Origin of the sequence: Pseudomonas sp. P7548 (assembly GCF_013386585.1) — a bacterium.
Lineage (GTDB): Bacteria > Pseudomonadota > Gammaproteobacteria > Pseudomonadales > Pseudomonadaceae > Aquipseudomonas.
The window spans coordinates 19,262-39,583 of the sequence record NZ_JACARO010000078.1; the positions used below are offsets into that span (position 1 = coordinate 19,262).

At 63.0% G+C, this 20,322-nt stretch carries 19 protein-coding genes; 12 read left to right on the top strand and 7 right to left on the bottom strand.

Annotated elements, in window-relative coordinates:
* Positions 1–11: 11 nt before the first annotated feature.
* The 3 genes from HX803_RS26355 to HX803_RS26365 all read right to left on the bottom strand — a co-directional run bounded on the left by HX803_RS26355 (position 12) and on the right by HX803_RS26365 (position 3,341).
* The gene (locus HX803_RS26355) at positions 12–1,835 is read right to left on the bottom strand and encodes a serine hydrolase (protein WP_178924753.1); all 1,824 of its coding nucleotides are present in this window, start codon (positions 1,833–1,835) and stop codon (positions 12–14) included.
* A gap of 94 nt (positions 1,836–1,929) precedes the next feature.
* Positions 1,930–2,418, bottom strand: a complete 489-nt coding sequence (locus HX803_RS26360) for a GFA family protein (protein WP_178924755.1) — start codon at positions 2,416–2,418, stop codon at positions 1,930–1,932.
* Between the two features lie 32 nt (positions 2,419–2,450).
* A complete protein-coding gene (locus tag HX803_RS26365) occupies positions 2,451–3,341 on the bottom strand; it encodes a LysR family transcriptional regulator (RefSeq protein WP_176995816.1) in 891 nt (296 codons plus the stop codon).
* Between the two features lie 266 nt (positions 3,342–3,607).
* Between HX803_RS26365 and HX803_RS26370 the strand changes: the two genes are divergently transcribed.
* From HX803_RS26370 to dctM, 8 genes are all read left to right on the top strand, one after another.
* Positions 3,608–4,426: a MaoC family dehydratase N-terminal domain-containing protein gene (locus HX803_RS26370; protein WP_178924757.1), complete on the top strand. Its 819-nt coding sequence runs from the start codon at positions 3,608–3,610 to the stop codon at positions 4,424–4,426.
* Between the two features lie 28 nt (positions 4,427–4,454).
* A complete protein-coding gene (locus HX803_RS26375) occupies positions 4,455–5,618 on the top strand; it encodes an acyl-CoA dehydrogenase family protein (RefSeq protein ID WP_176995818.1) in 1,164 nt (387 codons plus the stop codon).
* Positions 5,619–5,628: 10 nt separating this feature from the next.
* Entirely contained in the window at positions 5,629–6,978 is a 1,350-nt protein-coding gene (locus HX803_RS26380) for an MmgE/PrpD family protein (RefSeq protein ID WP_178924759.1), read from the top strand.
* A gap of 9 nt (positions 6,979–6,987) precedes the next feature.
* Positions 6,988–8,181: a CaiB/BaiF CoA-transferase family protein gene (locus tag HX803_RS26385; protein ID WP_178924761.1), complete on the top strand. Its 1,194-nt coding sequence runs from the start codon at positions 6,988–6,990 to the stop codon at positions 8,179–8,181.
* A 69-nt stretch (positions 8,182–8,250) separates the two neighbouring features.
* On the top strand, positions 8,251–9,066 hold the full coding sequence (locus tag HX803_RS26390; RefSeq protein ID WP_178924763.1) for a CoA ester lyase: 816 nt from the start codon (positions 8,251–8,253) through the stop codon (positions 9,064–9,066).
* Positions 9,067–9,219: 153 nt separating this feature from the next.
* Positions 9,220–10,203, top strand: coding sequence for a TRAP transporter substrate-binding protein (locus HX803_RS26395; RefSeq protein WP_159956088.1), 984 nt, complete (start codon positions 9,220–9,222; stop codon positions 10,201–10,203).
* A gap of 174 nt (positions 10,204–10,377) precedes the next feature.
* Positions 10,378–11,010, top strand: a complete 633-nt coding sequence (locus HX803_RS26400) for a TRAP transporter small permease (protein ID WP_178924765.1) — start codon at positions 10,378–10,380, stop codon at positions 11,008–11,010.
* Entirely contained in the window at positions 11,010–12,290 is a 1,281-nt protein-coding gene (gene dctM, locus HX803_RS26405; protein ID WP_178924767.1) for a C4-dicarboxylate TRAP transporter large permease protein DctM, read from the top strand. The genes HX803_RS26400 and dctM overlap by 1 nt, the downstream gene beginning before the upstream one ends.
* A gap of 64 nt (positions 12,291–12,354) precedes the next feature.
* Here the strand turns inward: dctM and ampC are convergent, their stop codons facing one another.
* A complete protein-coding gene (gene ampC / locus HX803_RS26410; RefSeq protein ID WP_178924769.1) occupies positions 12,355–13,497 on the bottom strand; it encodes a class C beta-lactamase in 1,143 nt (380 codons plus the stop codon).
* A 129-nt stretch (positions 13,498–13,626) separates the two neighbouring features.
* On the opposite strand from ampC, the gene HX803_RS26415 reads away from it, so the two are divergent.
* Together HX803_RS26415 and HX803_RS26420 are read left to right on the top strand one after the other, a co-directional pair.
* Complete coding sequence (locus tag HX803_RS26415; RefSeq protein WP_178924771.1) at positions 13,627–14,505, top strand: LysR family transcriptional regulator; 879 nt, start codon at positions 13,627–13,629, stop codon at positions 14,503–14,505.
* Positions 14,506–14,578: 73 nt separating this feature from the next.
* A complete protein-coding gene (locus HX803_RS26420) occupies positions 14,579–15,763 on the top strand; it encodes a DUF2252 domain-containing protein (RefSeq protein WP_178924773.1) in 1,185 nt (394 codons plus the stop codon).
* Positions 15,764–15,888: 125 nt separating this feature from the next.
* Here the strand turns inward: HX803_RS26420 and yghX are convergent, their stop codons facing one another.
* Together yghX and HX803_RS26430 are read right to left on the bottom strand one after the other, a co-directional pair.
* Positions 15,889–16,776, bottom strand: a complete 888-nt coding sequence (gene yghX, locus HX803_RS26425) for a YghX family hydrolase (RefSeq protein ID WP_178924775.1) — start codon at positions 16,774–16,776, stop codon at positions 15,889–15,891.
* 44 nt (positions 16,777–16,820) lie between these two features.
* Positions 16,821–17,315: a PaaI family thioesterase gene (locus tag HX803_RS26430; RefSeq protein WP_178924777.1), complete on the bottom strand. Its 495-nt coding sequence runs from the start codon at positions 17,313–17,315 to the stop codon at positions 16,821–16,823.
* 134 nt (positions 17,316–17,449) lie between these two features.
* On the opposite strand from HX803_RS26430, the gene HX803_RS26435 reads away from it, so the two are divergent.
* Entirely contained in the window at positions 17,450–18,004 is a 555-nt protein-coding gene (locus HX803_RS26435) for a YceI family protein (protein ID WP_178924779.1), read from the top strand.
* Here HX803_RS26435 and HX803_RS26440 read toward each other — a convergent pair.
* Positions 18,001–18,891, bottom strand: a complete 891-nt coding sequence (locus tag HX803_RS26440) for a DMT family transporter (RefSeq protein WP_178924781.1) — start codon at positions 18,889–18,891, stop codon at positions 18,001–18,003. The genes HX803_RS26435 and HX803_RS26440 overlap by 4 nt on opposite strands.
* 91 nt (positions 18,892–18,982) lie before the next feature.
* On the opposite strand from HX803_RS26440, the gene HX803_RS26445 reads away from it, so the two are divergent.
* On the top strand, positions 18,983–20,308 hold the full coding sequence (locus HX803_RS26445; RefSeq protein ID WP_178924783.1) for a PLP-dependent aminotransferase family protein: 1,326 nt from the start codon (positions 18,983–18,985) through the stop codon (positions 20,306–20,308).
* Positions 20,309–20,322: the final 14 nt, after the last annotated feature.

A 20,322-nucleotide genomic window follows, 5' to 3' on the forward strand; every position in this document is an offset into this window, starting at 1 on the left:
GGTCTTCCGTATTAAAAAATCAGAGGGTTATTGGGGGAGTGCGTGCGTTTGAAGGAGTAGCCCGAAGCGCTCAAGCCGTTGACCTGGCGGCTCACGGTGTCGCCCAGGCCATAGCCGTTCCCGGCCAATACCGCGTGGGCGTTGTCGACGGGGAGCAGGATGTAGTCGGTCAGTGGCTCGTCATGCAGTTGGCCGCGAATCACCAGGAAACCTTCTTCCAGGCGCACGCTGATCCCGCTCAAGGGCGCGTCGGGCTCATGGGTATTGAGCACTTGATAGGTGCCGATGGTGTCGGCCCAGGCCAGGGGCAGGGGCGGCGGGTCGATGCGTTCGCCAATGGCAATGCGCTGGCCGTGGCTGCGGGCGGTAAGCATCTGGCGGCCCTGTACCGTCACCACATCCAGCTGCACGCGGCCCAGTTCGCCGAGGTCCTTGAGCCAGAAGCCGAGGATTTTCTTCTGCGCACGCAGCCAACCGTGATCGTCACGCAGCAGTTCGAAATCGTACCCGGCCAACTCGCCGGTCAAGCGATCAGGCTCATCCTTGATCCGGAACACCCCCCAAGCCGTCGCATAAAACCCGGCCAGGCGCTTGCGGTCGACGGCGGCCGGCACATGGCGCAGCTTGAGTCCGTGGGTGGGCGCCTGGCAGTCGTCGGCGCACACCGGGTCGCCGGTTTGTGCCTGCAGCATCAGGCGCAGGGCATCGGTGGACAACGACACCACCATGTCCTCAGCGTTGCTGTCGTTGGCCATGATGATCACGGCCAGTTGCTGGTCGGGCAGCAGGGTCAGTTGCGCGGCAAAGTCATCACCACCGCCGCTGTGCTGGTAGGTGCGTACGCCTGCGCCAATAGGCTCGTCACCGCAAGGCGCGAGGAACCAGGCCAGGCCTATCTGGCAATCGAAGTCCAGGGCATTGCCGGTGTTTTGCTGGGTGAACATGTCGTCGATCGAGGCGCTGCTCAGCACGCGATTGCCCTTGTAGGTGCCCTGGGCGAACAGCATCTGCACGTAGTGAGCGAGGTCTTTGGGACTGGTCCACAAACCGCCCGCAGCGAGGTCGCGCACTTGGGCGTCGGTACTGGCGACGCCATCCTCGTAACCCAGCGCGCGATAGCCGAGTTCGGCGCGGGTGCCGACAAAACTCGACTGCTTCATCTCCAGCGGCTTGAGCAGGCGGTTTTGCAACTGGGCTTCAAAGCTTTTGCCGCTGCTGCGCTCGATGGCGGCGCCGACCAACGAGTAACCGAGGTTGGAATAGGCCACCTGGGAGCCGGGCGGGCTGCTCAGCCAAACCCCTGATATGCGTGCCGGCATCTGCCCCATCGCAAAGCTGCTGCGCAGGTCACGCAGGTGTTCGCTGGGCAAGCCGGATTGGTGGCTGAGCAATCGGCGCAGGGTGATATCGCGGTCAGCGGCAGCCTGGTCGGTGTGAAAGCGCGAACGCACGTAGAACTCGCGCAAGGTCTGCTGGATCGGCGCATCCAACGCCAGGCGTTGCTGTTCCACCAGTTGCAGGGCCGCCGTGGCGGTCAGCAGCTTGGAGATGCCCCCGGCGCGAAAGGCCGTATTGGGCGTGACCGGTACACCCTGGCTTTTGTCAGCCAGGCCAAAGCCACGGGCCCAGATCAGCTCCTGGCCATTGACCAGGGCAATGGACAGCCCGGGCACATTCTCCCGGGCCATGTCCCGGGGAATGCGGGTTTGCAGGTAACGGATGATCGCGCTGTAGTCACCCTTGGGAATCGGCGGCGGGGCAGGCGGTTGCCCATGGCACCCGATACTGCCCAGCAGGCAACCCAGCAGTGGAATACCGCGCAATGTGCGAAACATGAAGAGCACCCGGATGGTGATGTGGATGCTCGAATGCTAGGGCCGTGCCCGCCCACAATCTTTGAGAGCTTTGTCGGGAAACTGTCAAAGACTGTTAACGGGCCAATCCCAATCGCGCATGCCACTGGGCGATGGACTCCTCGGGGTATTCGTCGAATTGCAGGTCGCCCTTGCGCACGCTCACTTCAACCCAGGGTGCCTTGGAGCCCAGCATCAAGTGGGTGTGCTCCGGCGGCACCGGCAACGGCGTGTCGATGGCCGAGGCAAACGGGTGGATCAGCTCCGGCCACTCGGGGCTGAACAACCACAAGGCACTGGCGCACTGCGAGCAGAAGTGTCGCTCGGCCGTGCTCGCATGGGCGCGGCTGGCGCCGTCCGGCTTGAGCTTGGCGTGGTAGATCGAAATGTATTTGCGTCCGCGTACTTTCAGGCTTGAAGCGTCGCCGCCCAGGTTGATCGCGTAGCCGCCACCGCCCCCGGTCTTGCGACAGATCGAGCAATAGCAACGCTGGTAAGGGTAGGGGTGGGCGCTGGTGAGGCTGAACGTCACGGCGCCGCAATGGCAGGATCCTTCTAAGTGCATGGCTGTCTCCTTTGGCAAGGTGACTGTTGAGCTTAGGCGCTCTCGGGCATCAAGGTGGCGATCAACGCGCGGATCGTCCCCGGCAAGGCTTCCAGCTCGCGCACCAGGATGCTGCGCTCGCGAATCGCCCAGGGCTCATCCAGCTTGACCGCCACCAGTTGCATGGTCCGGCTGTGCCGCACGGCGGCAGACTCCGGAATGATCCCGATGCCTACACCGGCCTCGACCATCCGGCAGATCGCCTCGAAGCTCGACACCTGGATACGCAGCGACAAATGCTTGCCGATACGCTCCACGTGTTCACGCAAAAAACTCAACAGCGTGCTGCCTTCATGCAGGCCGATGTGCTGGTAGGCGAGGGTCTGTTCCAGGGTGACTTTGGCGTGGCCAGCCAAGGGATGATCCACGGGTACCATCAGCACCAGTTCGTCGGTGCTGAAATGCAGCACCTGCAAACCTGCCGCTTCCACGGGGCCGGCGATGATGCCCATGTCGCTGGTGCCGTCCAGCACGCCGCGCACGATATCTCGGGACAGGCGCTCCTGCAGGTCCACTGTCACCCCGGGGCGCTTGGACAAGAAACCCGCCAGCACTTCCGGCAGGAACTCGGTGACGGCCGTGGTGTTGGCGAAGATGCGGATGTGCCCGGCCGAATCCACGCCGTACTGGGTGAACTCGCTTTTGAGGTAATCCACCTGGCGCATGATCAACCGCGCATGGTGCAGCAGCCGCTCGCCGGCCGGGGTGATCTCCACGCCCCGGCTGTCACGGTAGAGCAGGCGCGTGTCCAACTGGCCTTCCAACGCCTTGATCCGCGCACTCGCGGCGGCCGGTGAAAGAAACGCCCGCTTGGCGCCCTGGGTGAGGCTGGGGGATTCGGCGATATGGATAAACAGGCGCAGGTCAGCAAGATCGAAGTGCATGGCGGCTCCAGGTTGAACATGACTCTCATCACAATGGAGATCTCATTGTGGGAGCGGGCTTGCTCGCGAAGGCGGTGTCTCAGTCAATGAATGTGTATCGGGCAAACCGCTTTCGCGAGCAAGCCCGCTCCCACAGGGAATCGCCTCGTACATAAGAGTGGCGTTCAGCATAACCGAACGCTGGTTTATTGAAATGCAAATTCTCAGAACGGGCACGCGCTTGCATGATCCGGGGCAGACACCCACTGCCAGAGGACCTGCACCTGATGAGCGCCACAGACTGGATCGGCCGAAGCGAAACCGCCCACGACCATTTGAGCCATAACCTGCTCAAACGCATTGCCGCCACGTTCGGTGAGCCAGTGCCTGAAGATGGTGCGCCCGTGCCCCCGCTGTGGCAGTGGTGTTTTTTCCAGGACCCGGTGCCAGAAGCGGCGCTGGGCAGCGACGGCCATCCGGCCCGAGGCGGCTTCCTGCCGCCGGCTGACAACCGCAACCGTATGTGGGCCGGTGGGCGCCTCGAATTCCTGCACCCCCTGCGTGCCGGCGAAGCGGCCACCCGCGTATCCACCATCACCCAGGTCGAAGAAAAGGCCGGTCGCAGCGGTTCGCTGTTGTTCGTCACCGTGCGCCACGACTACTCCCAGCAAGGTCGCCTGGCCATTCGCGAAGAACAGGACATCGTCTACCGCGAGCCCACGCCACCCAAGCAGGGCAGCGGTGAGGCGCTGGCGGCCGGCGAATGGCGTGAAGCCGTCGAGCCCACCCCCACCTTGCTGTTTCGCTACAGCGCCGTGACCTTCAACGGCCACCGCATTCACTACGACTACCCCTATGTCACCGGCACCGAAGGCTACGCCGGGCTGGTGGTGCACGGGCCGCTGATCGCTACCTTGAACCTGCGTGCCTTCTGCCGTGCCCACCCCGACAAGACCTTGCGCCGTTTCGCCTATCGCGGTGTGCGCCCGCTGATCGCGCCGCAGGCTTTTGAAGTGGGTGGGCGCCTCACTGAAACCGGCGTTGCCGAGCTGTGGGCCGGTAACGGCGATGGCCTGGCGCAGACCGCACACGTGCATTTCGAATAATCAAAGAACAACAGGCGGAGAGCCGTTAATGAACCCCCATGACAATGAAGAACTCAACGCCATCCGAGAAGGCGTGCGCGCCTTGTGCGCCGAATTCGATGCCGCCTACTGGCGTAAGATCGATGAAGAAAAAGGCTTCCCGGAAGCCTTCGTCAAGGCCCTGACCGATGCGGGCTGGCTGTCGGCGATGATCCCCGAAGCGTACGGCGGTTCCGGCCTGGGCTTGGCCGAAGCCTCGGTGATCCTTGAAGAGGTCAACCGTTGCGGCGGCAACTCCGGCACCGTGCATGGCCAGATGTACAACATGTTCACCCTGTTGCGTCATGGCAGCGAAGCGCAAAAAAGCTTCTACCTGCCCAAACTGGCCAGCGGCGAACTGCGCCTGCAATCGATGGGCGTTACCGAGCCTACCACCGGCACCGACACCACCAAGATCAAGACCACCGCGATCAAGCGCGGCGACAAGTACGTGATCAATGGCCAGAAGGTGTGGATCTCACGCATCCAGCATTCCGACCTGATGATCCTGCTGGCGCGCACCACGCCGTTGGCCGAGGTGAAGAAAAAGTCCGAAGGCATGTCGATCTTCCTGGTGGACCTGCGCGAGGCCATCGGCAACGGCCTCACCGTGCAACCCATCGCCAACATGGTCAACCATGAAACCAACGAGCTGTTCTTCGACAACCTGGAGCTGCCTGCCGACAGCCTGATTGGCGAGGAGGGCAAGGGCTTCAAGTACATCCTTGACGGCCTCAATGCCGAGCGCACGCTGATCGCTGCCGAATGCATCGGTGACGGCCGCTGGTTCATCGAAAAAGCCAGCGCCTATGCCCGCGACCGCGTGGTGTTTGGCCGGCCCATCGGGCAGAACCAAGGCGTGCAGTTCCCAATTGCCGAAGCCCATATCGAAATCGAGGCGGCCGACCTGATGCGCTGGCGTGCCTGCGAGGAATACGACAGCGGCCGCAATGCCGGAGCCAGCGCCAATATGGCCAAGTACCTGGCGGCCAAGGCATCGTGGGAAGCGGCCAACGCCTGCCTGCAAACCCACGGCGGCTTCGGGTTTGCCTGCGAGTACGACGTGGAGCGCAAATTCCGCGAGACCCGCCTGTACCAGGTGGCACCGATCTCCACCAACCTGATCCTGTCCTACGTGGCCGAGCACCTGCTCGAACTGCCACGCAGTTTCTGAGGGCCCGACCATGAGCCATACCCAAGCGCTGTGCCGGTTCCTCGCCGCATTGAATTACGAGCAATTGCCCGACGCCGTGCTGGCGCGCACCGAAGACCTGTACCTGGACTGGTTGGCCTCGGCCCTGGCCAGTAAAGGTGCGCACCCGATCCCGTTGTTCGAACGTTATGCGCAGAAGATGGGCCCTGCCAGTGGCCCAGCCCAAGTGATCGTCAGTGGCGGCAGCAGCAGCGCCTATTTCGCTGCGCTGGTCAACGGTGCGTCGTCCCACCTGGTGGAGCAGGACGACCTGCACAACAGCTCGGTGCTGCACCCGGCCACCGTGGTGTTTCCGGCGGCGTTGGCCGCAGCACAAGACCTCGGCAAATCCGGCCGCGACCTGCTGCTGGCATCGGTAGCCGGCTATGAAGCGGGCATTCGCATCGGCGAATTCATGGGGCGTTCCCATTACCGCATCTTCCACACCACGGCCACCGTCGGCACGCTCGCAGCTGCCGTGGCCGTGGGCAAGCTGCTGGGTTTCAACGAAGAACAATTCATCAACCTGCTCGGCAGCGCCGGCACCCAGGCCGCAGGGCTGTGGGAGTTCCTGCGTGATGCCGCCGACTCCAAGCAACTGCACACGGCCAAGGCGGCGGCGGATGGGTTGCTGGCCGCTTACCTGACGGCCGACGGGCTGACCGGTGCGCGCAATATCCTGGAAGGTGACCAGGGCTTGGCGGCGGGCATGTCCACGGATGCCGAACCTGCCAAGCTGTCCGGCGGCCTCGGTAGCCGTTGGGCGCTGTTGGAAACCTCGTTCAAGTTCCACGCCTCGTGCCGCCACACCCACCCGGCCGCCGATGCCTTGCTCGGCCTGATGCAACGCGAAGGCCTGCACGCTGAACAGATTGCACGCGTGCAAACCCATGTGCACCAAGGCGCCATCGACGTGCTGGGCCGCGTGAAGGTGCCGGCCTCGGTGCACCAGGCCAAGTTCTCCATGGGCACCGTGCTCGGCCTGATCGCTGTGCATGGCAAGGCGGGCCTCACTGAGTTTCACGAACTGGCGTTGAACGACCCGGCTGTCGCTACCTTTCGCGACAAGGTCAGTATGACCCTCGACCCCGAAGTCGATGGCGCCTACCCGCAGCGCTGGCTCGGCCGCGTCACCGTCACCACCACGGATGGCCGCACGCTGCGTGGTGCCATCGACGAGCCCAAGGGCGACCCGGGCAACACCCTGAGCCGGGCAGAGCTGGCGGACAAATTCCAGCGACTCATCCACTTCAGCGCTGCCCGCACCCCGGCCCAAGCCAACGCCCTGATCGAGAAGGTCTGGGACTTGCGCAACACCGCGTCCATGGCCCACTGGCTTTGAGGGATCATCATGACTAACCAACGACCACTGGACGGCATCACCGTCATCAGCCTGGAACATGCGATTGCCGCGCCATTCTGCACCCGCCAATTGGCCGACCTGGGGGCTCGGGTGATCAAGGTGGAGCGCCCGGGCGCCGGCGATTTTGCCCGGGGCTACGACGAACGCGTGCGCGGCCTGGCCTCGCATTTCGTGTGGACCAACCGCTCCAAGGAAAGCCTGACCCTGGACCTCAAGCAGGACGAGGCGGGCGCGATTCTCGAGACCCTGCTGGCCGACGCCGACGTGCTGGTGCAGAACCTGGCGCCCGGCGCAGCGGCGCGCATGGGCCTGTCGTTCGAGGCGCTGCATGAGCGTTTTCCACGGTTGATCGTCTGCGACATTTCCGGCTATGGCGAAGGCGGGCCGTATGAAAAGAAGAAGGCCTACGACCTGCTGATCCAGAGCGAAGGCGGCTTTCTGTCGGTGACGGGCGGGCCGGGCGAAGACCAGATGGCCAAGGCCGGCTGCTCCATCGCCGACATCTCGGCGGGCATGTACGCCTACAGCGGCATCCTCTCGGCCTTGTTGTTGCGCGGCAAAACCGGCAAGGGCAGCCGCATCGACGTGAGCATGCTGGAAAGCCTGGTGGAGTGGATGGGCTACCCGATGTACTACGCGTTCGACGGCGCGCCGCAGCCACCACGTGCGGGCGCCGCGCATTCGACGATCTACCCCTATGGGCCGTTTCCCACCGGTGACGGCGGCACGGTGATGCTCGGTTTGCAGAATGAACGCGAGTGGGCGGCGTTCTGCGACAAGGCGCTGCTCACGCCGGAACTGGCGACGGATGAGCGTTTCTCGGCGAACTTCAAGCGCTCGGCCAACCGCGAGGTGCTGCGCCAGATCATCGTCGACCGCTTTGCGCAGCTCGATGCCGAGGCCGTGATCCAGCGCCTGGAGGAGGCGCAGATTGCCAGTGCACGGGTCAACGACATGCAGGGCGTGTGGGAGCACCCGCAGCTCAAGGCCCGCGACAGCTGGCGTGAGGTTGATAGCCCGGCCGGGCCGTTGCCTTCGCTGCTGCCGCCGGCACGCAACGCGGCGTTCACCCCGCGCATGGACGCCGTACCGGCACTGGGGCAACACAGCCAGGCCATCCTCGACAGGCTCGGTTACAGCGCCGACGCCATCGAAACCCTGAAAACCCGCGGCGTCATCTGACCCGCATCCCCTTTGTAGGCGCCGGCAAGCCGGCTCCTACGGGGGCTGTGATAACAAGGAAATTCTGTGATGCCCAAGCCATTAGTGCGCTCTGCGCTGTTTGTACCCGGCAGCCGCCCGGAACGATTTTCCAAAGCCTTGGCCAGTGGTGCCGATGCGGTGATCGTGGATTTCGAAGACGCGGTGGAAGAACCCCTCAAGCGCCAGGCACGGGACAATCTCGGGGCCTTTCTCAGCGCCAACCCGGCGGCCCAGGTCTGGGTGCGCATCAACGCGCCGGAACATGCCGAGCACTTTGAGGACGTGGCGTTCTGTAAAGCCCACCCGAATGTGGCGGGTGTGCTGTTGCCGAAGGTCGAAAGCGCAGCCCAGGTGGCGGTGGTGGCCGCCACCGGCAAAGTGATCTGGCCGATCATCGAAAGTGCACGGGGCTTGCTGGCCGTGGCCGAGATCGCCCACGCCCCTCAGGTGGAACGCCTGTCGTTCGGCGGCCTGGACCTGGCGCTGGACCTGAACCTGAGCAGCCATTCGCCGGCCGCCCAGTTCGCCCTGGACCAGGCGCGCCTGGCGCTGATCGTACATTCCCGCGCAGCCGGGTTAGTGGCGCCGCTGGACGGCGTGCACCCGGCCATCGACGACCCCGAGGGCCTGCGCCGCTCGATCCGGCACGCCTATGAAATGGGCTTTGCCGGGGCGCTGTGTATTCATCCCAAGCAGGTGGCGGTGATTCATGAGGCGCTGGCGCCCAGTGCCGAGGATCTGGCCTGGGCTAAGCGCGTGGTGGAAGGCGGCGCCAGCGGGGCAGGGGCCTACCAGATCGATGGGCAGATGGTGGATGCACCGGTGTTGCTGCGTGCCCAAAGATTGCTGGCCGCCCAACCCTGACTGACACCACCTACTCAAAAACTGTGGGATCTCCATTGTTCTTTGGATTGGTGTTCGGCCAGGCCGAACGCAGGTATCAAAAAATCGAAATTCACTACACGCGCCACATCAGGCACCTTGCCCTACAACACAACAATAAGAAGGTGATTTCCCATGCTCAAGCTTTCCCGGGCGCTGCTGTGCGCCGCCACCTTGTTTGCCGCGGGCCTGGCCCAGGCGGCGGACCCGATTGTCATCAAGTTCGCCCACGTCGTCGCCGAAAACACCCCTAAAGGCCAAGGTGCGCTGCTGTTCAAAAAGCTCGCGGAAGAACGCCTGCCGGGCCGAGTGAAAGTCGAGGTGTACCCCAACTCGTCGCTGTTCGGCGATGGCAAGGAAATGGAAGCGCTGCTGCTGGGGGATGTGCAGATGCTGGCGCCGTCCCTGGCCAAGTTCGAGCAATACACCAAGCAAGTGCAGATCTACGATTTGCCGTTCCTGTTCAACGACCTGGCGGCCGTCGACCGCTTCCAGGCGGCCCAGGGCAAGGCGCTGCTGACCTCCATGCAGGACAAGAACATCCTCGGCCTGGCCTATTGGCACAACGGCCTCAAGCAATTGTCGTCGAACAAGGCCCTGCATGAACCCAAGGATGCCCGGGGCCTGAAATTCCGCGTGCAGGCGTCCAGCGTGCTCGAAGAACAGTTCAAGGCGATACGCGCCAACCCGCGCAAGATGAGCTTTGCCGAGGTGTACCAAGGCTTGCAGACCGGCACCGTGAATGGCACCGAGAACACCTGGTCGAACTATGAAAGCCAGAAGGTCAACGAAGTGCAGAAGTACTTCACCGAGTCCAACCATGGCTTGATCGACTACATGGTGATCACCAACGCCAAGTTCTGGAACGGCCTGCCACCGGATATCCGCACCACCCTGGAGCAGATCATGGCCGAGGTCACCGTCGAGGTGAACAAACAGGCCGAAGCGCTGAACCAGTCGGCCAAGCAAAAGATCATCGACGCCAAGACCAGCGAAATCATCGAGCTGACCCCCGAGCAACGCCAACTCTGGCGCGAAGCCATGCGCCCGGTGTGGCAGAAGTTCGAGGGTGAGATCGGCGCTGATCTGATCAAGGCGGCGGACGCCTCCAACCAGTGATTCCGGGTTGTACCGAGATCCAATGTGGGAGCGGGCTTGCTCGCGAATGCAGTCTGTCAGTTGATAGAACTGGTGACTGACACACCGCTTTCGCGAGCAAGCCCGCTCCCACATTTAGCTCCGGCTTACACCCTGAGCCTTGCACAATCCATCTCTTTTACGCGAGGTTTTGCCATGCAAACGCTAAGGCGCGTCTGGGAGCACCTGGAGGAAGGTTTTATCGCTTTCCTGCTGGCCGCCATGACCCTGGTGACGTTCGTCTACGTCATGCTCAACAACATCTACACGCTGTTCTTTGCCCTGGCTGACAAGTGGGCGTTCAGCAGCGGCTTCTTCAACGCCCTGGGCGACGGCACCATGACCTGGGCCCAGGACATGACCTGGAGCGTGGCACTGACCAAGGCCATGTTCGGCTGGCTGATTTTCTTTGGCATTTCCTACGGCGTGCGCACCGCTGGCCACCTGGGGGTGGACGCGCTGGTCAAGCTGACCAAGCGCCCGGTGCAGCGCATCCTCGGCATGCTCGCCTGCCTGTGCTGCCTGGCCTATGCCGGGCTGTTCATGCTCGCCAGTTACAAGTGGGTGAGCGCCGTGATGACCGCCCACATCGGCGCCGAAGACCTCGACCAATACGGCGTCGACGTCGGCGACATCGTGCTGATCGTGCCCATCGGTTTTGCCATGGTGTTCATCCGCTACCTGGAAATTTTCTACCGCATCTTCACCCACCGTCAGGTCGGGTTGGGGCTGGCCGATGAAGCCGGTGAGGCCAGCAAGTTGGCCGGCAGCCATGAGGAGCGTCACTGATGGCCGTGCTCTGTCTGTTTCTGCTGTTGTTCGTGTTCATGTTCCTCGGCGTGCCGATCGCGATTTCCCTCGGCTTGTCCGGCGCGGTGTCGATCCTGATGTTCAGCCAGGACTCGGTGAGTTCCCTGGCGATCAAGCTGTTTGAAACCTCTGACGCCTACACCTTCCTGGCGATTCCGTTCTTCCTGCTGTCCGGTGCGTTCATGACCACTGGCGGCGTGGCGCAGCGGCTGATCGACTTTGCCAACGCCTGCGTCGGGCATATTCGCGGCGGCCTGGCGATTGCCGCGGTGCTGGCGTGCATGCTGTTTGCGGCGCTGTCCGGTTCGTCACCGGCGACGGTAGCGGCGGTGGGCTCGATTGCCGTGGCGGGCATGGTGCGTTCCGGTTACCCGAAGGAGTTCGGCGCGGGGATCATCTGTAACGCCGGTACTTTAGGCATCCTGATTCCGCCGTCGATTGTGATGGTGGTGTATTCGGCGGCCACCGAGACCTCGGTGGGCAAGCTGTTCATGGCGGGTGTCATCCCGGGGCTGTTGCTGGGCTTGATGCTGATGGTGGCGATCTACATCGTCGCGCGCATCAAGAAATTGCCGGCCCAGCCACGGGCGACCTTCCGCGAGTGGCTGACCTGCGCACGCCGGGCGTTCTGGGGCTTGCTGCTGCTGGTGATTATCCTCGGCGGTATCTACAGCGGCATGTTCACCCCGACCGAAGCGGCGGCGGTGGCGGCGGTGTACTCGGCGTTCGTGGCCTTGTTCATCTACAAGGACATGAAGTTCCGTGACTGCCCCAAGGTGCTGCTGGAGTCCGGGCGCCTGGCGATCATGCTGATGTTCATCATCGCCAATGCCATGCTGTTTGCCCATGTGCTGACCACTGAGCAGATCCCTCAGGAAATCACCGCGTGGGTGATTTCCGAAGGGCTGACGCCGATCGGCTTCCTGATCATGGTCAACGTGGTGCTGCTGGTGGCGGGCAGCTTCATGGAACCGTCCGCCATCGTGCTGATCCTGGCACCGATCTTCTTCCCGATTGCCATGAAGCTGGGCATTGACCCGATTCACCTGGGCATCGTGATGGTGGTGAACATGGAGATCGGCCTGGTACACCCACCGGTGGGGCTGAACCTGTTCGTGACATCCGCCGTGACCGGGCTGAGCCTGGGGCAGACCATCCGTGCGGCGCTGCCGTGGCTGATGATTTTGCTGGTGTTCCTGATCATGGTCACCTACCTGCCGTTCATCTCGCTGGCGTTGCCGCACTGGCTCGGCATGTAACTCGCGCCCCAAACAATGTGGGAGCCGGGCAAGCCCGGCTCCCACATTTAGTTGTTGTTCGACGTTAGTGGTCGAGCGCGCTCAAGATCGCATGGGCCAACTTCACCCGCTCCGCATTCGGGTAGTTCTTGTTCGCCAGGATCACCACACCTATATCCTTGCTCGGCACAAACGCCACGTACGCACCAAAGCCTGCGGTGGAACCGGTTTTGTTGTACAGCACGTTGGCGGGTTGCACCTGCGGTGTCGCGAGCCAATTGGCCTTGTGCGGCTCCATGGCCATCGGCGTGGAGTTGCCATCGATCAATGCCTGCAGCGTGATCGGATAGGCGTAGTACTCCCAGCCGAGACCCTGGGTCATGTCGTTGACGGTGTAGTAACCGGTATGCGTGGTGGCGATGGCTTGTTGCAGAGGTTTTGCCAGCGTCTCAGTGTGCATGTTGACCATCACGTAGCGCGCCATGTCTTGGGTGCTGGTCTTGATGCCATAGGCTTCACTGTCCAGCGCACCGGGGCCGACACGTACAGGTTTGTGCTGCTTGTCGTAGCCCTGGGCATACTGGCCGGCCTTTTCGGCGGGGACGCTGACATGGGTGTTCTTCAGGCCCAGCTTCGGCAACAGGGTGCGTTCCATGGCCACGTTGAATGGCTGATGAAGGCTTTGCGCGGCAAGGTAGCCGAACAAGCCGATGCTCGGGTTGGAGTACAGCCGCTGGACGCCGGGTGCGTAAGTGGGTTTCCAGTGCTGGAAGTAGCCGAGCATGGCGCCCGCATTGTCGGCGGCATCCGGAAACTGCAGTGGCAGGCCCCCGGGCGTGTAGGTGGCCAGTTGCAGCAGGCTGATACGGTCAAATGCGCTGCCATAGAGGGTGGGCAGGTACTGGCTGGCGTTGTCGGTCAATTTGAGTTTGCCCGTGGCCTGGGCATAGCCGCCGAGGGTGGCGGTAAAGGTTTTGCTGACGGAACCGATTTCAAACAGGGTGTTCTCGGTGACAGGCTGTTGGGTGCTTTTAGAGGCCACGCCGTAGTTAAAGTATTGTGCCTGCCCATTTTTCACCACCGCCACCGACAGGCCGGCAATGCCTTGTTGCTGCATCAGCGGTTCAACGCGGCTGTCGACGACCTGGCGCAGGCCCGTGTCCGCCATGCAGCTGCCGCTTGCGAGCAATAACGCCGAAATCATTAAGGCGTGTACGTTACGATTCATGCTGATTCGCTTCCCTATAAAAACGCAATGAGAGGATGGCCTGCGCAGGCGCCGCAAATCTAGGTAGATTTCAGCCGTGGGGCAAACGATGATATCTCGCACCAGCCATTAGATAAATTTGGGTCAGACATGCTGCGTTCCCATCTTCCCCTCAACGCCCTGCGTGCCTTTGAGGCTTCCGCCCGGCATTTGAGCTTCACCCGGGCCGCCATCGAGTTGTGCGTCACCCAGGCCGCGGTCAGCCATCAGGTCAAGAGCCTGGAGGCCCAGTTGAACGTCACCCTGTTCAAGCGCCTGCCCCGAGGCTTGATGCTGACCAGCGAAGGCGAAACCTTGCTGCCGGTGGTGCGCGAGTCCTTCGACCGCATTGCCCAGACCCTCAGCCAGTTCGAAGGCGGCCACTACCGCGAAGTGCTCACCGTGGGCGCGGTCGGCACCTTTACCGTGGGCTGGCTACTGCCGCGCCTGGCGGATTTCCAGGCGCGCTACCCCTTTATCGACCTGCGCCTGTCCACCCACAACAACCGCGTCGACGTCGCCGCCGAAGGGCTCGACTACGCCATCCGTTTCGGCGCCGGTGCCTGGCACGGCACAGACGCCTGCCAACTGCTCGAAGCCCCGCTGACCGTGCTGTGCGTCCCTCAATTGGCCGAGCAGCTGCACACGCCCGCCGACCTGTTGAAACATACGCTGCTGCGCTCCTACCGTGCCGATGAGTGGACCCAATGGTTCCACGCCGCCGGCTTGCCCGCCGACACGCCTGTGCCGCGCAGCATCATGTTCGACTCCTCCCTGGCGATGATGGAAGCCGCGCTGCAAGGCATCGGCGTGGCCCTGGCCCCGGCGATGATGTTTTCGCGGCAGTTGGAAAACGATGCGATCCGCCAGCCGTTCGACGTGGGCATCACCACCGGCAGTTACTGGCTGACGCGTTTGCAGTCACGGGCAGAGACGCCGGCGATGTCGGCCTTCAAGGGCTGGCTGACGGAAGTCATCGGGCAGGCATGAAATTTTATTCGTGAAACAAAATGAAACATTTGTGCCGGGCTAACCTCTACCGTACCCCGACCTGAGTGCATTCATGAAAAGTCCGCGTCCCTCCGCCCGCATCCCTCACCTCACTCAACTGCGTAACCTGAAAATGGCGCGTTCCGCCCACGCCTACGTGCGTGGCAGCACCGTGCAGTTCTACGAGTGGCTGCACAGCCAGCGCGGCCGGCGCTTGCCCCATGGCCCGGCGATCTGGATCTGCGGCGATTGCCACGCGGGCAACCTGGGGCCGACCGGGGACACCAAGGGTCGTATCGACATGCATATCCGTGACCTTGACCAGACCGTGATCGGTAACCCGGCCCATGACCTGGTGCGCCTGGCGCTCTCATTGGCCACGGCGGCGCGTGGCTCGGACCTGCCCGGCGTGACCACCGCACGCATGCTTGAAGAAATGATGGTGGGTTACGAGCAGGCTTTCAAAGACAAGCCTGATGAAGTGCCACCGCGCCCGTCCCAGGTCAAGGCGGGTATGCGCAGTGCGGTAGAGCGCACCTGGAAAAACCTGGCGCGTGAACGCATCGAAAATGCCCGGCCGACGATTCCGTTGGGCAAGCATTTCTGGTCGTTGTCGCGGGCAGAAAAAAGCGCGCTGGCCAGCGTCTGCGCTTCGGACGAGATCCACCAGTTGGTCACCTCTCTCAAGGGCCGCCCCAAGGACGCCAAGGTCGAACTGCTGGACTCGGCCTATTGGGTCAAGGGCTGCAGCTCCCTGGGCCTGTTGCGGTATGCCGTGCTGTTGGGCGTGGGCGACAAGGACGATCAAGAATACTGCCTGATCGACATCAAGGAAGCCGTCGGCGCCGCTGCGCCCCGTGCCCCGCGCGCGAAGATGCCACGGGACAATGGCCGTCGCGTGGTGGAGGGCGCCCGCCAGCTGTCCCCCGGACTTGGCGAGCGCATGGTAGCCACGCGGTTCCTGGACCACGGTTTTTTCATCCGCGAACTGCTGCCCCAGGACATGAAGTTGGAGCTCGATGAGCTGAGTGAAATCGATGCCATGCACGCGGCCGGTTACCTGGCGCGAGTGGTGGGGATTGCCCATGCCCGGCAGATGGACCGCGACACACGCAAGGACTGGATGGCAGTGCTGCAGGAAAACCGCTCCAAACAGCTGGATGCGCCGTCGTGGTTATGGACCAGCGTGGTGCAGTTGGTGGGCAGCCATGAGCAGGGGTATCTCAACCATTGCCGGCGGTATGCCCTGGAACACTAATCTTGAGGACAACGACGTTCAAATGTGGGAGCGGGCTTGCTCGCGAATGCGGTTCGTCAGTCACTGAAGATGCAGCTGATCCACCGCATTCGCGAGCAAGCCCGCTCCCACATGTTTGATTGCAACTAGACCAGGTATTTGCGAAACCAGCCCAAAGTCCGTTCCCACGCCAGGTTCGCCGCCGCTTCGTCATAACGCGGCGTCGAGTCGTTATGGAAACCGTGGTTGGCCCCCTTGTAGATAAACGCCTCGTACGTGGTGCCTGCCGCCTTCAAGGCCTTCTCATACGCCGGCCAACCTTCATTGATCCGTGTATCCAACTCGCCGTAGTGCAGCATGATCGGCGCCTTGATGCGTGGCACGTCCTTGGCCGCTGGCTGGCGCCCGTAGAACGACACCGCGGCGCCCAGTTCCGGGTAGGCCACCGCCGCCGCATTGGTCACGCCGCCGCCATAGCAAAAGCCGGTGATGCCGACTTTGCCGGTGCTGCTGTCGTGGTGCATCAGCCATTCGATGGCGGCGAAAAAGTCGTTCATCAGCTTTTCGGGGTCGACTTTCTGTTGCAGTTCCACGCCTTTTTCATCGTTGCCCGGGTAGCCGCCCACCGAGGTCAGCCCATCCGGCGCCAGGGCGATGAACCCGGCCTTGGCCAGGCGCCGCGCCACGTCTTCGATATAGGGATTCAGGCCACGGTTTTCATGCACCACCACCACGGCCGGCAGCTTGCCGCTGGCCTTGGCCGGGCGCACCAGGTAGCCGCGCACCGTGCCGTTGCCCTTGGGCGAGGGGTAGGTGATGTAGTCGGCGACGATGTCCGGGTCGGTGAACTTCACCTGTTCGGCCAGGGCGTAGTTGGGGCTCAGGGCGGCGAGCAGGGCCGAGGCGGTGAGGCCGCCAAAGGTGAACAGCGCAGCGCGGTCGAGAAATTCACGGCGGTTGATCTTGCCGTGGGCGTAGCCGTCGTAGAGTTCCAGCAATTCGGGGGCAAAGTCTTTCGCGGTAAGACGAGTCATCGGTGCAATCCTCGATTAGCGGTGGCCGTCAATGTAGACCAGGTTCAACCCTCGCGGCCATGGGCAGCGGCGGCCAACTGCGCGGTGTCGACGCGCACGAACACCGAATCGCCAATGGCCGTCAGCACGTCACTGGCGTACACCTCGCAGACCACGCGGCTCTTGCGCCCCACATCGCCTTCGACGCGGGCGCGCAAGGTCAGCGTAATGCCCATGGGTGTCGGCTTGATGAATTTAATGCCGAGGTTGCCGGTCACGCAGTCGATGCGCGGCGCACTGCCGGGCTCGCGCCCCTCGGCGCGATAGTGGTAGGCCATCGCGGTCCAGTTGGAATGGCAGTCCACCAGCATGGCGATCAGGCCGCCGTAGACCAGGTCGGGCCAGCCGGTGAATTGAGCGTCCGGCAGATGCTCGGCGATCACGTGAACGCCGTCGGCATCCCAACGGCTCTTGATGTGCAGGCCGTGCGGGTTGCTCCCGCCACAGCCGTAGCAGATGCCTTCGGGTGCGGTGGTGTCCTGCAGGGAAGGGGCGTGCATGAGAGGTCCTTATCTTTCTGGGGCGACTACTCTGTTTAGCAGGACACGCGCCGGATGGGAATAAATCCATGACATGGGGTGTTAGCTCAGCACGTGTGTCCTTTTCTCTTGTGGAGTGTTCCCTGATGCGTCGAATGGCCCCAGTCGTCCTGCTGGCTCTTGTCTTCGGCTGGTTGTCCAGTGCCCAGGCCGTGGAGTACCAGGACGTCAACCGCACCGCCAGCCAGATCAGCTTCACCTTCCAGCAGTTTGGCCAGCGGGTGTACGGCACCTTCAGCCAGTTCGAAGGCACGTTGACGTTTGACACGCAAAAGCCCGAGGCGGGGCATGCCTTGCTCAAGATCCAGCTGGCCAGCATCGACGCCGGCAGCCCCGATGCCAATGACGAGTTGCAACGCGCCTCGTGGTTCGACACCGCGACCTATCCGGTGGGGGTCTACGAGTCCACCGGCGTCAAGGCCTTGGGCGACAACCGCTTCAAGATCAGCGGCAACCTGACGATCAAGGGCATCACCCAGCCGGTGGATATCGATGTGCTGCTCAAGGAGCAGAGCGGCATTGGCGTGTTCGACGGTGAGTTTGTGCTCAAGCGCGGCGACTTCAAGATCGGCGAGGGTGAATGGGCGGGGAACAGCGTGGTGTCCGACGCCATCAACATCAAGTTCAAGATGGTTGCGCCTCAGCGCTAGCGCGCAAACTTCTTGGCCCCGGCCACGCAGCCGATCACCGCAACGGTCACCAGCACCATGCCCAGGCTGACCTGCTCATGCAGCAGGCCGGCGGCCAGCGCCAGGCCAAAGAAGGGTTGCAGCAACTGCAACTGGCCAACGGCGGCAATGCCACCCTGGGCCAGGCCGCGGTACCAGAACACAAAGCCGATCAGCATGCTGAACAACGACACGTAGCCCAGGCTGAGCCAGGCGGGCAGGCTGATGCCGGTGAGGCTGTGTGGCGCCAGCACCAGGCTGAATGGCACCACTATCGGCAGCGACACCACCAGCGCCCAGCAGATCACCTGCCAGCCACCCAGGCTGCGCGACAGCTTGGCGCCTTCGGCGTAACCCAGGCCGCACACCAGCACGGCCAGCAGCATCAACAGGTCGCCGGCCGGTGCCGCGCTCAGGCCCTGGGCCAAGGCGTAGCCCATCACCAACAGGCTGCCGAGGACTGAAAACAGCCAGAACACCGGGCGCGGGCGTTCGCCACCGCGCAGCACGCCGAACACGGCGGTGGCCAACGGCAGCAGGCCGATAAACACGATGGAGTGCGCCGAGGTCACGTATTGCAGCGCCAAGGCGGTGAGCAGTGGAAAACCGATCACCACGCCCAGGGCTACCACTGCCAGGGGGACCCACTGGTGGCGTGCGGGGCGTTTTTCCTTGAAGGCCTTCAACAGCAGCAGTCCCAGCACAGCGGCGAGTGTGGCGCGGATCATGGTCAGGAACACCGGGTCGAACTCCATCACCGCCAGGCGCGTGGCCGGCAATGAGCCGCTGAAAATCACCACGCCGATAAAGCCGTTGATCCAACCCTGGGTGCGGGTGTCCAGGGTGCTGAGTTGTGAAGTACGTTCCATGGGGAGAGGCCCGAAAAAAGAAAGGTTGCGTGGCGCTCATCCTAGGATTGAAGATAAAGACAATCAAAGAATTGTCATGGATACATCGCCCATGCCTCGCGCTCGCTACAAGTCCTTGGTCGACGCCTTTGCCCAGAGCATTCGCTCCGGCGAAATGCCCCCCGGCACGCGCTTGCCCACCCATCGCCAATTGGCCGCCGACCACGGCCTGGCGCTGGTCACCGCGAGCCGGGTGTACACGGAATTGGAAGCCATGGGCCTGGTCAGCGGTGAAACCGGGCGCGGCACTTTCGTGCGCGAGATCGCCTTGCCGCCAGGGCAGGGCAGTGGGCAGATGACCCTGGCCACCGGCATGCTCGACCTCAACTTCAACTACCCCTCACTGCCAGGCCAGGCGGATCTGTTGCGCAGCGCCTTGCGCCAATTGGCGTTGTCCGGCGACCTGGAAGCGCTGTTGCGATACCAGCCCCACGCCGGCCGCTTGCATGAGCGCGCAGCGGTGGCGCGTCATCTGGTGAGTCGGGGGTTGGTGGTGGAGGCCGAGCAGGTGCTGGTGGTCAGTGGCGCCCAGCATGGCTTGGCAGTAGCGATGATGACGTTGCTCAAGCCTGGGGATGTGATCGCGGTCGATGCCTTGACGTATTCGGGGTTCAAGGTGCTGGCCGAAACCTTGCACCTGGAAATCGTCGCCGTCGCGGTGACGCCCCACGGCCCGGACCTGGACCATCTGCACAGCCTGTGTCGCAAGCGCCCGGTGCGGGCGGTCTACAGCATTCCCACCCTGCATAACCCGCTGGGCTGGGTGATGAGCCTGGAGCAGCGCGAGCGGTTGGCGGCGATTGCTCGTGAACATAACGTGACGATCATCGAAGACGCGGCTTACGCCTTCCTGGCGGAGGATGCGCCGCCGCCGATGGCGACGCTGGCACCTGAGCGCACGGTGTATATCGGTGGGTTTTCCAAAAGCGTTGCCACCGGTTTACGGGTCGGTTTTATCGCCGCGCCTTCAGCCTTGGTGAAGGGCCTGGAACGCACCATCATGGCCACCACCTGGAACGTGCCGGGGGTGATGAGTGCGATTGCCGTAGGCTGGATCGAAGACGGCACCGTCGCGCAGTTGGAAGCCCAAAAGCGCCAGGACGCTCAGGCTCGGCAAGCGCTGGCGGCGCAGGTGTTGAAGGGGGTGGATTACATCAGCCATCCATCGTCGTACTTTTTATGGCTGCCGCTGGCGGAAGACATGCGCGCCGATCAGATCACCATGGCGCTACAACGGGAAAACATCTCGGTGTCCACTGCCGAGCCGTTCGCGGTGTCGGCGACGGTGCCTCATGCGCTGCGCCTGGCATTGGGGTCGGTCACGATGCCGGCGCTGCGCGAGGCACTGCTGGCGGTGCGCAAGGTCGTGGTGTGGTGAGCCGACGGGCGCGG

What these genes read in the sequence shown, in the direction of transcription:
- HX803_RS26375 (WP_176995818.1), top strand. Translation starts at nt 4,455, where the DNA reads ATGAACCCCCATGACAATGAAGAACTCAACGCCATCCGAGAAGGCGTG.
- HX803_RS26415 (WP_178924771.1), top strand. Translation starts at nt 13,627, where the DNA reads ATGCTGCGTTCCCATCTTCCCCTCAACGCCCTGCGTGCCTTTGAGGCT.
- ampC (WP_178924769.1), bottom strand. Translation starts at nt 13,497, where the DNA reads ATGAATCGTAACGTACACGCCTTAATGATTTCGGCGTTATTGCTCGCA.
- HX803_RS26385 (WP_178924761.1), top strand. Translation starts at nt 6,988, where the DNA reads ATGACTAACCAACGACCACTGGACGGCATCACCGTCATCAGCCTGGAA.
- HX803_RS26390 (WP_178924763.1), top strand. Translation starts at nt 8,251, where the DNA reads ATGCCCAAGCCATTAGTGCGCTCTGCGCTGTTTGTACCCGGCAGCCGC.
- HX803_RS26395 (WP_159956088.1), top strand. Translation starts at nt 9,220, where the DNA reads ATGCTCAAGCTTTCCCGGGCGCTGCTGTGCGCCGCCACCTTGTTTGCC.
- HX803_RS26380 (WP_178924759.1), top strand. Translation starts at nt 5,629, where the DNA reads ATGAGCCATACCCAAGCGCTGTGCCGGTTCCTCGCCGCATTGAATTAC.
- HX803_RS26360 (WP_178924755.1), bottom strand. Translation starts at nt 2,418, where the DNA reads ATGCACTTAGAAGGATCCTGCCATTGCGGCGCCGTGACGTTCAGCCTC.
- HX803_RS26440 (WP_178924781.1), bottom strand. Translation starts at nt 18,891, where the DNA reads ATGGAACGTACTTCACAACTCAGCACCCTGGACACCCGCACCCAGGGT.
- HX803_RS26420 (WP_178924773.1), top strand. Translation starts at nt 14,579, where the DNA reads ATGAAAAGTCCGCGTCCCTCCGCCCGCATCCCTCACCTCACTCAACTG.
- HX803_RS26370 (WP_178924757.1), top strand. Translation starts at nt 3,608, where the DNA reads ATGAGCGCCACAGACTGGATCGGCCGAAGCGAAACCGCCCACGACCAT.
- HX803_RS26435 (WP_178924779.1), top strand. Translation starts at nt 17,450, where the DNA reads ATGGCCCCAGTCGTCCTGCTGGCTCTTGTCTTCGGCTGGTTGTCCAGT.
- HX803_RS26355 (WP_178924753.1), bottom strand. Translation starts at nt 1,835, where the DNA reads ATGTTTCGCACATTGCGCGGTATTCCACTGCTGGGTTGCCTGCTGGGC.
- HX803_RS26445 (WP_178924783.1), top strand. Translation starts at nt 18,983, where the DNA reads ATGCCTCGCGCTCGCTACAAGTCCTTGGTCGACGCCTTTGCCCAGAGC.
- HX803_RS26430 (WP_178924777.1), bottom strand. Translation starts at nt 17,315, where the DNA reads ATGCACGCCCCTTCCCTGCAGGACACCACCGCACCCGAAGGCATCTGC.
- dctM (WP_178924767.1), top strand. Translation starts at nt 11,010, where the DNA reads ATGGCCGTGCTCTGTCTGTTTCTGCTGTTGTTCGTGTTCATGTTCCTC.
- yghX (WP_178924775.1), bottom strand. Translation starts at nt 16,776, where the DNA reads ATGACTCGTCTTACCGCGAAAGACTTTGCCCCCGAATTGCTGGAACTC.
- HX803_RS26365 (WP_176995816.1), bottom strand. Translation starts at nt 3,341, where the DNA reads ATGCACTTCGATCTTGCTGACCTGCGCCTGTTTATCCATATCGCCGAA.
- HX803_RS26400 (WP_178924765.1), top strand. Translation starts at nt 10,378, where the DNA reads ATGCAAACGCTAAGGCGCGTCTGGGAGCACCTGGAGGAAGGTTTTATC.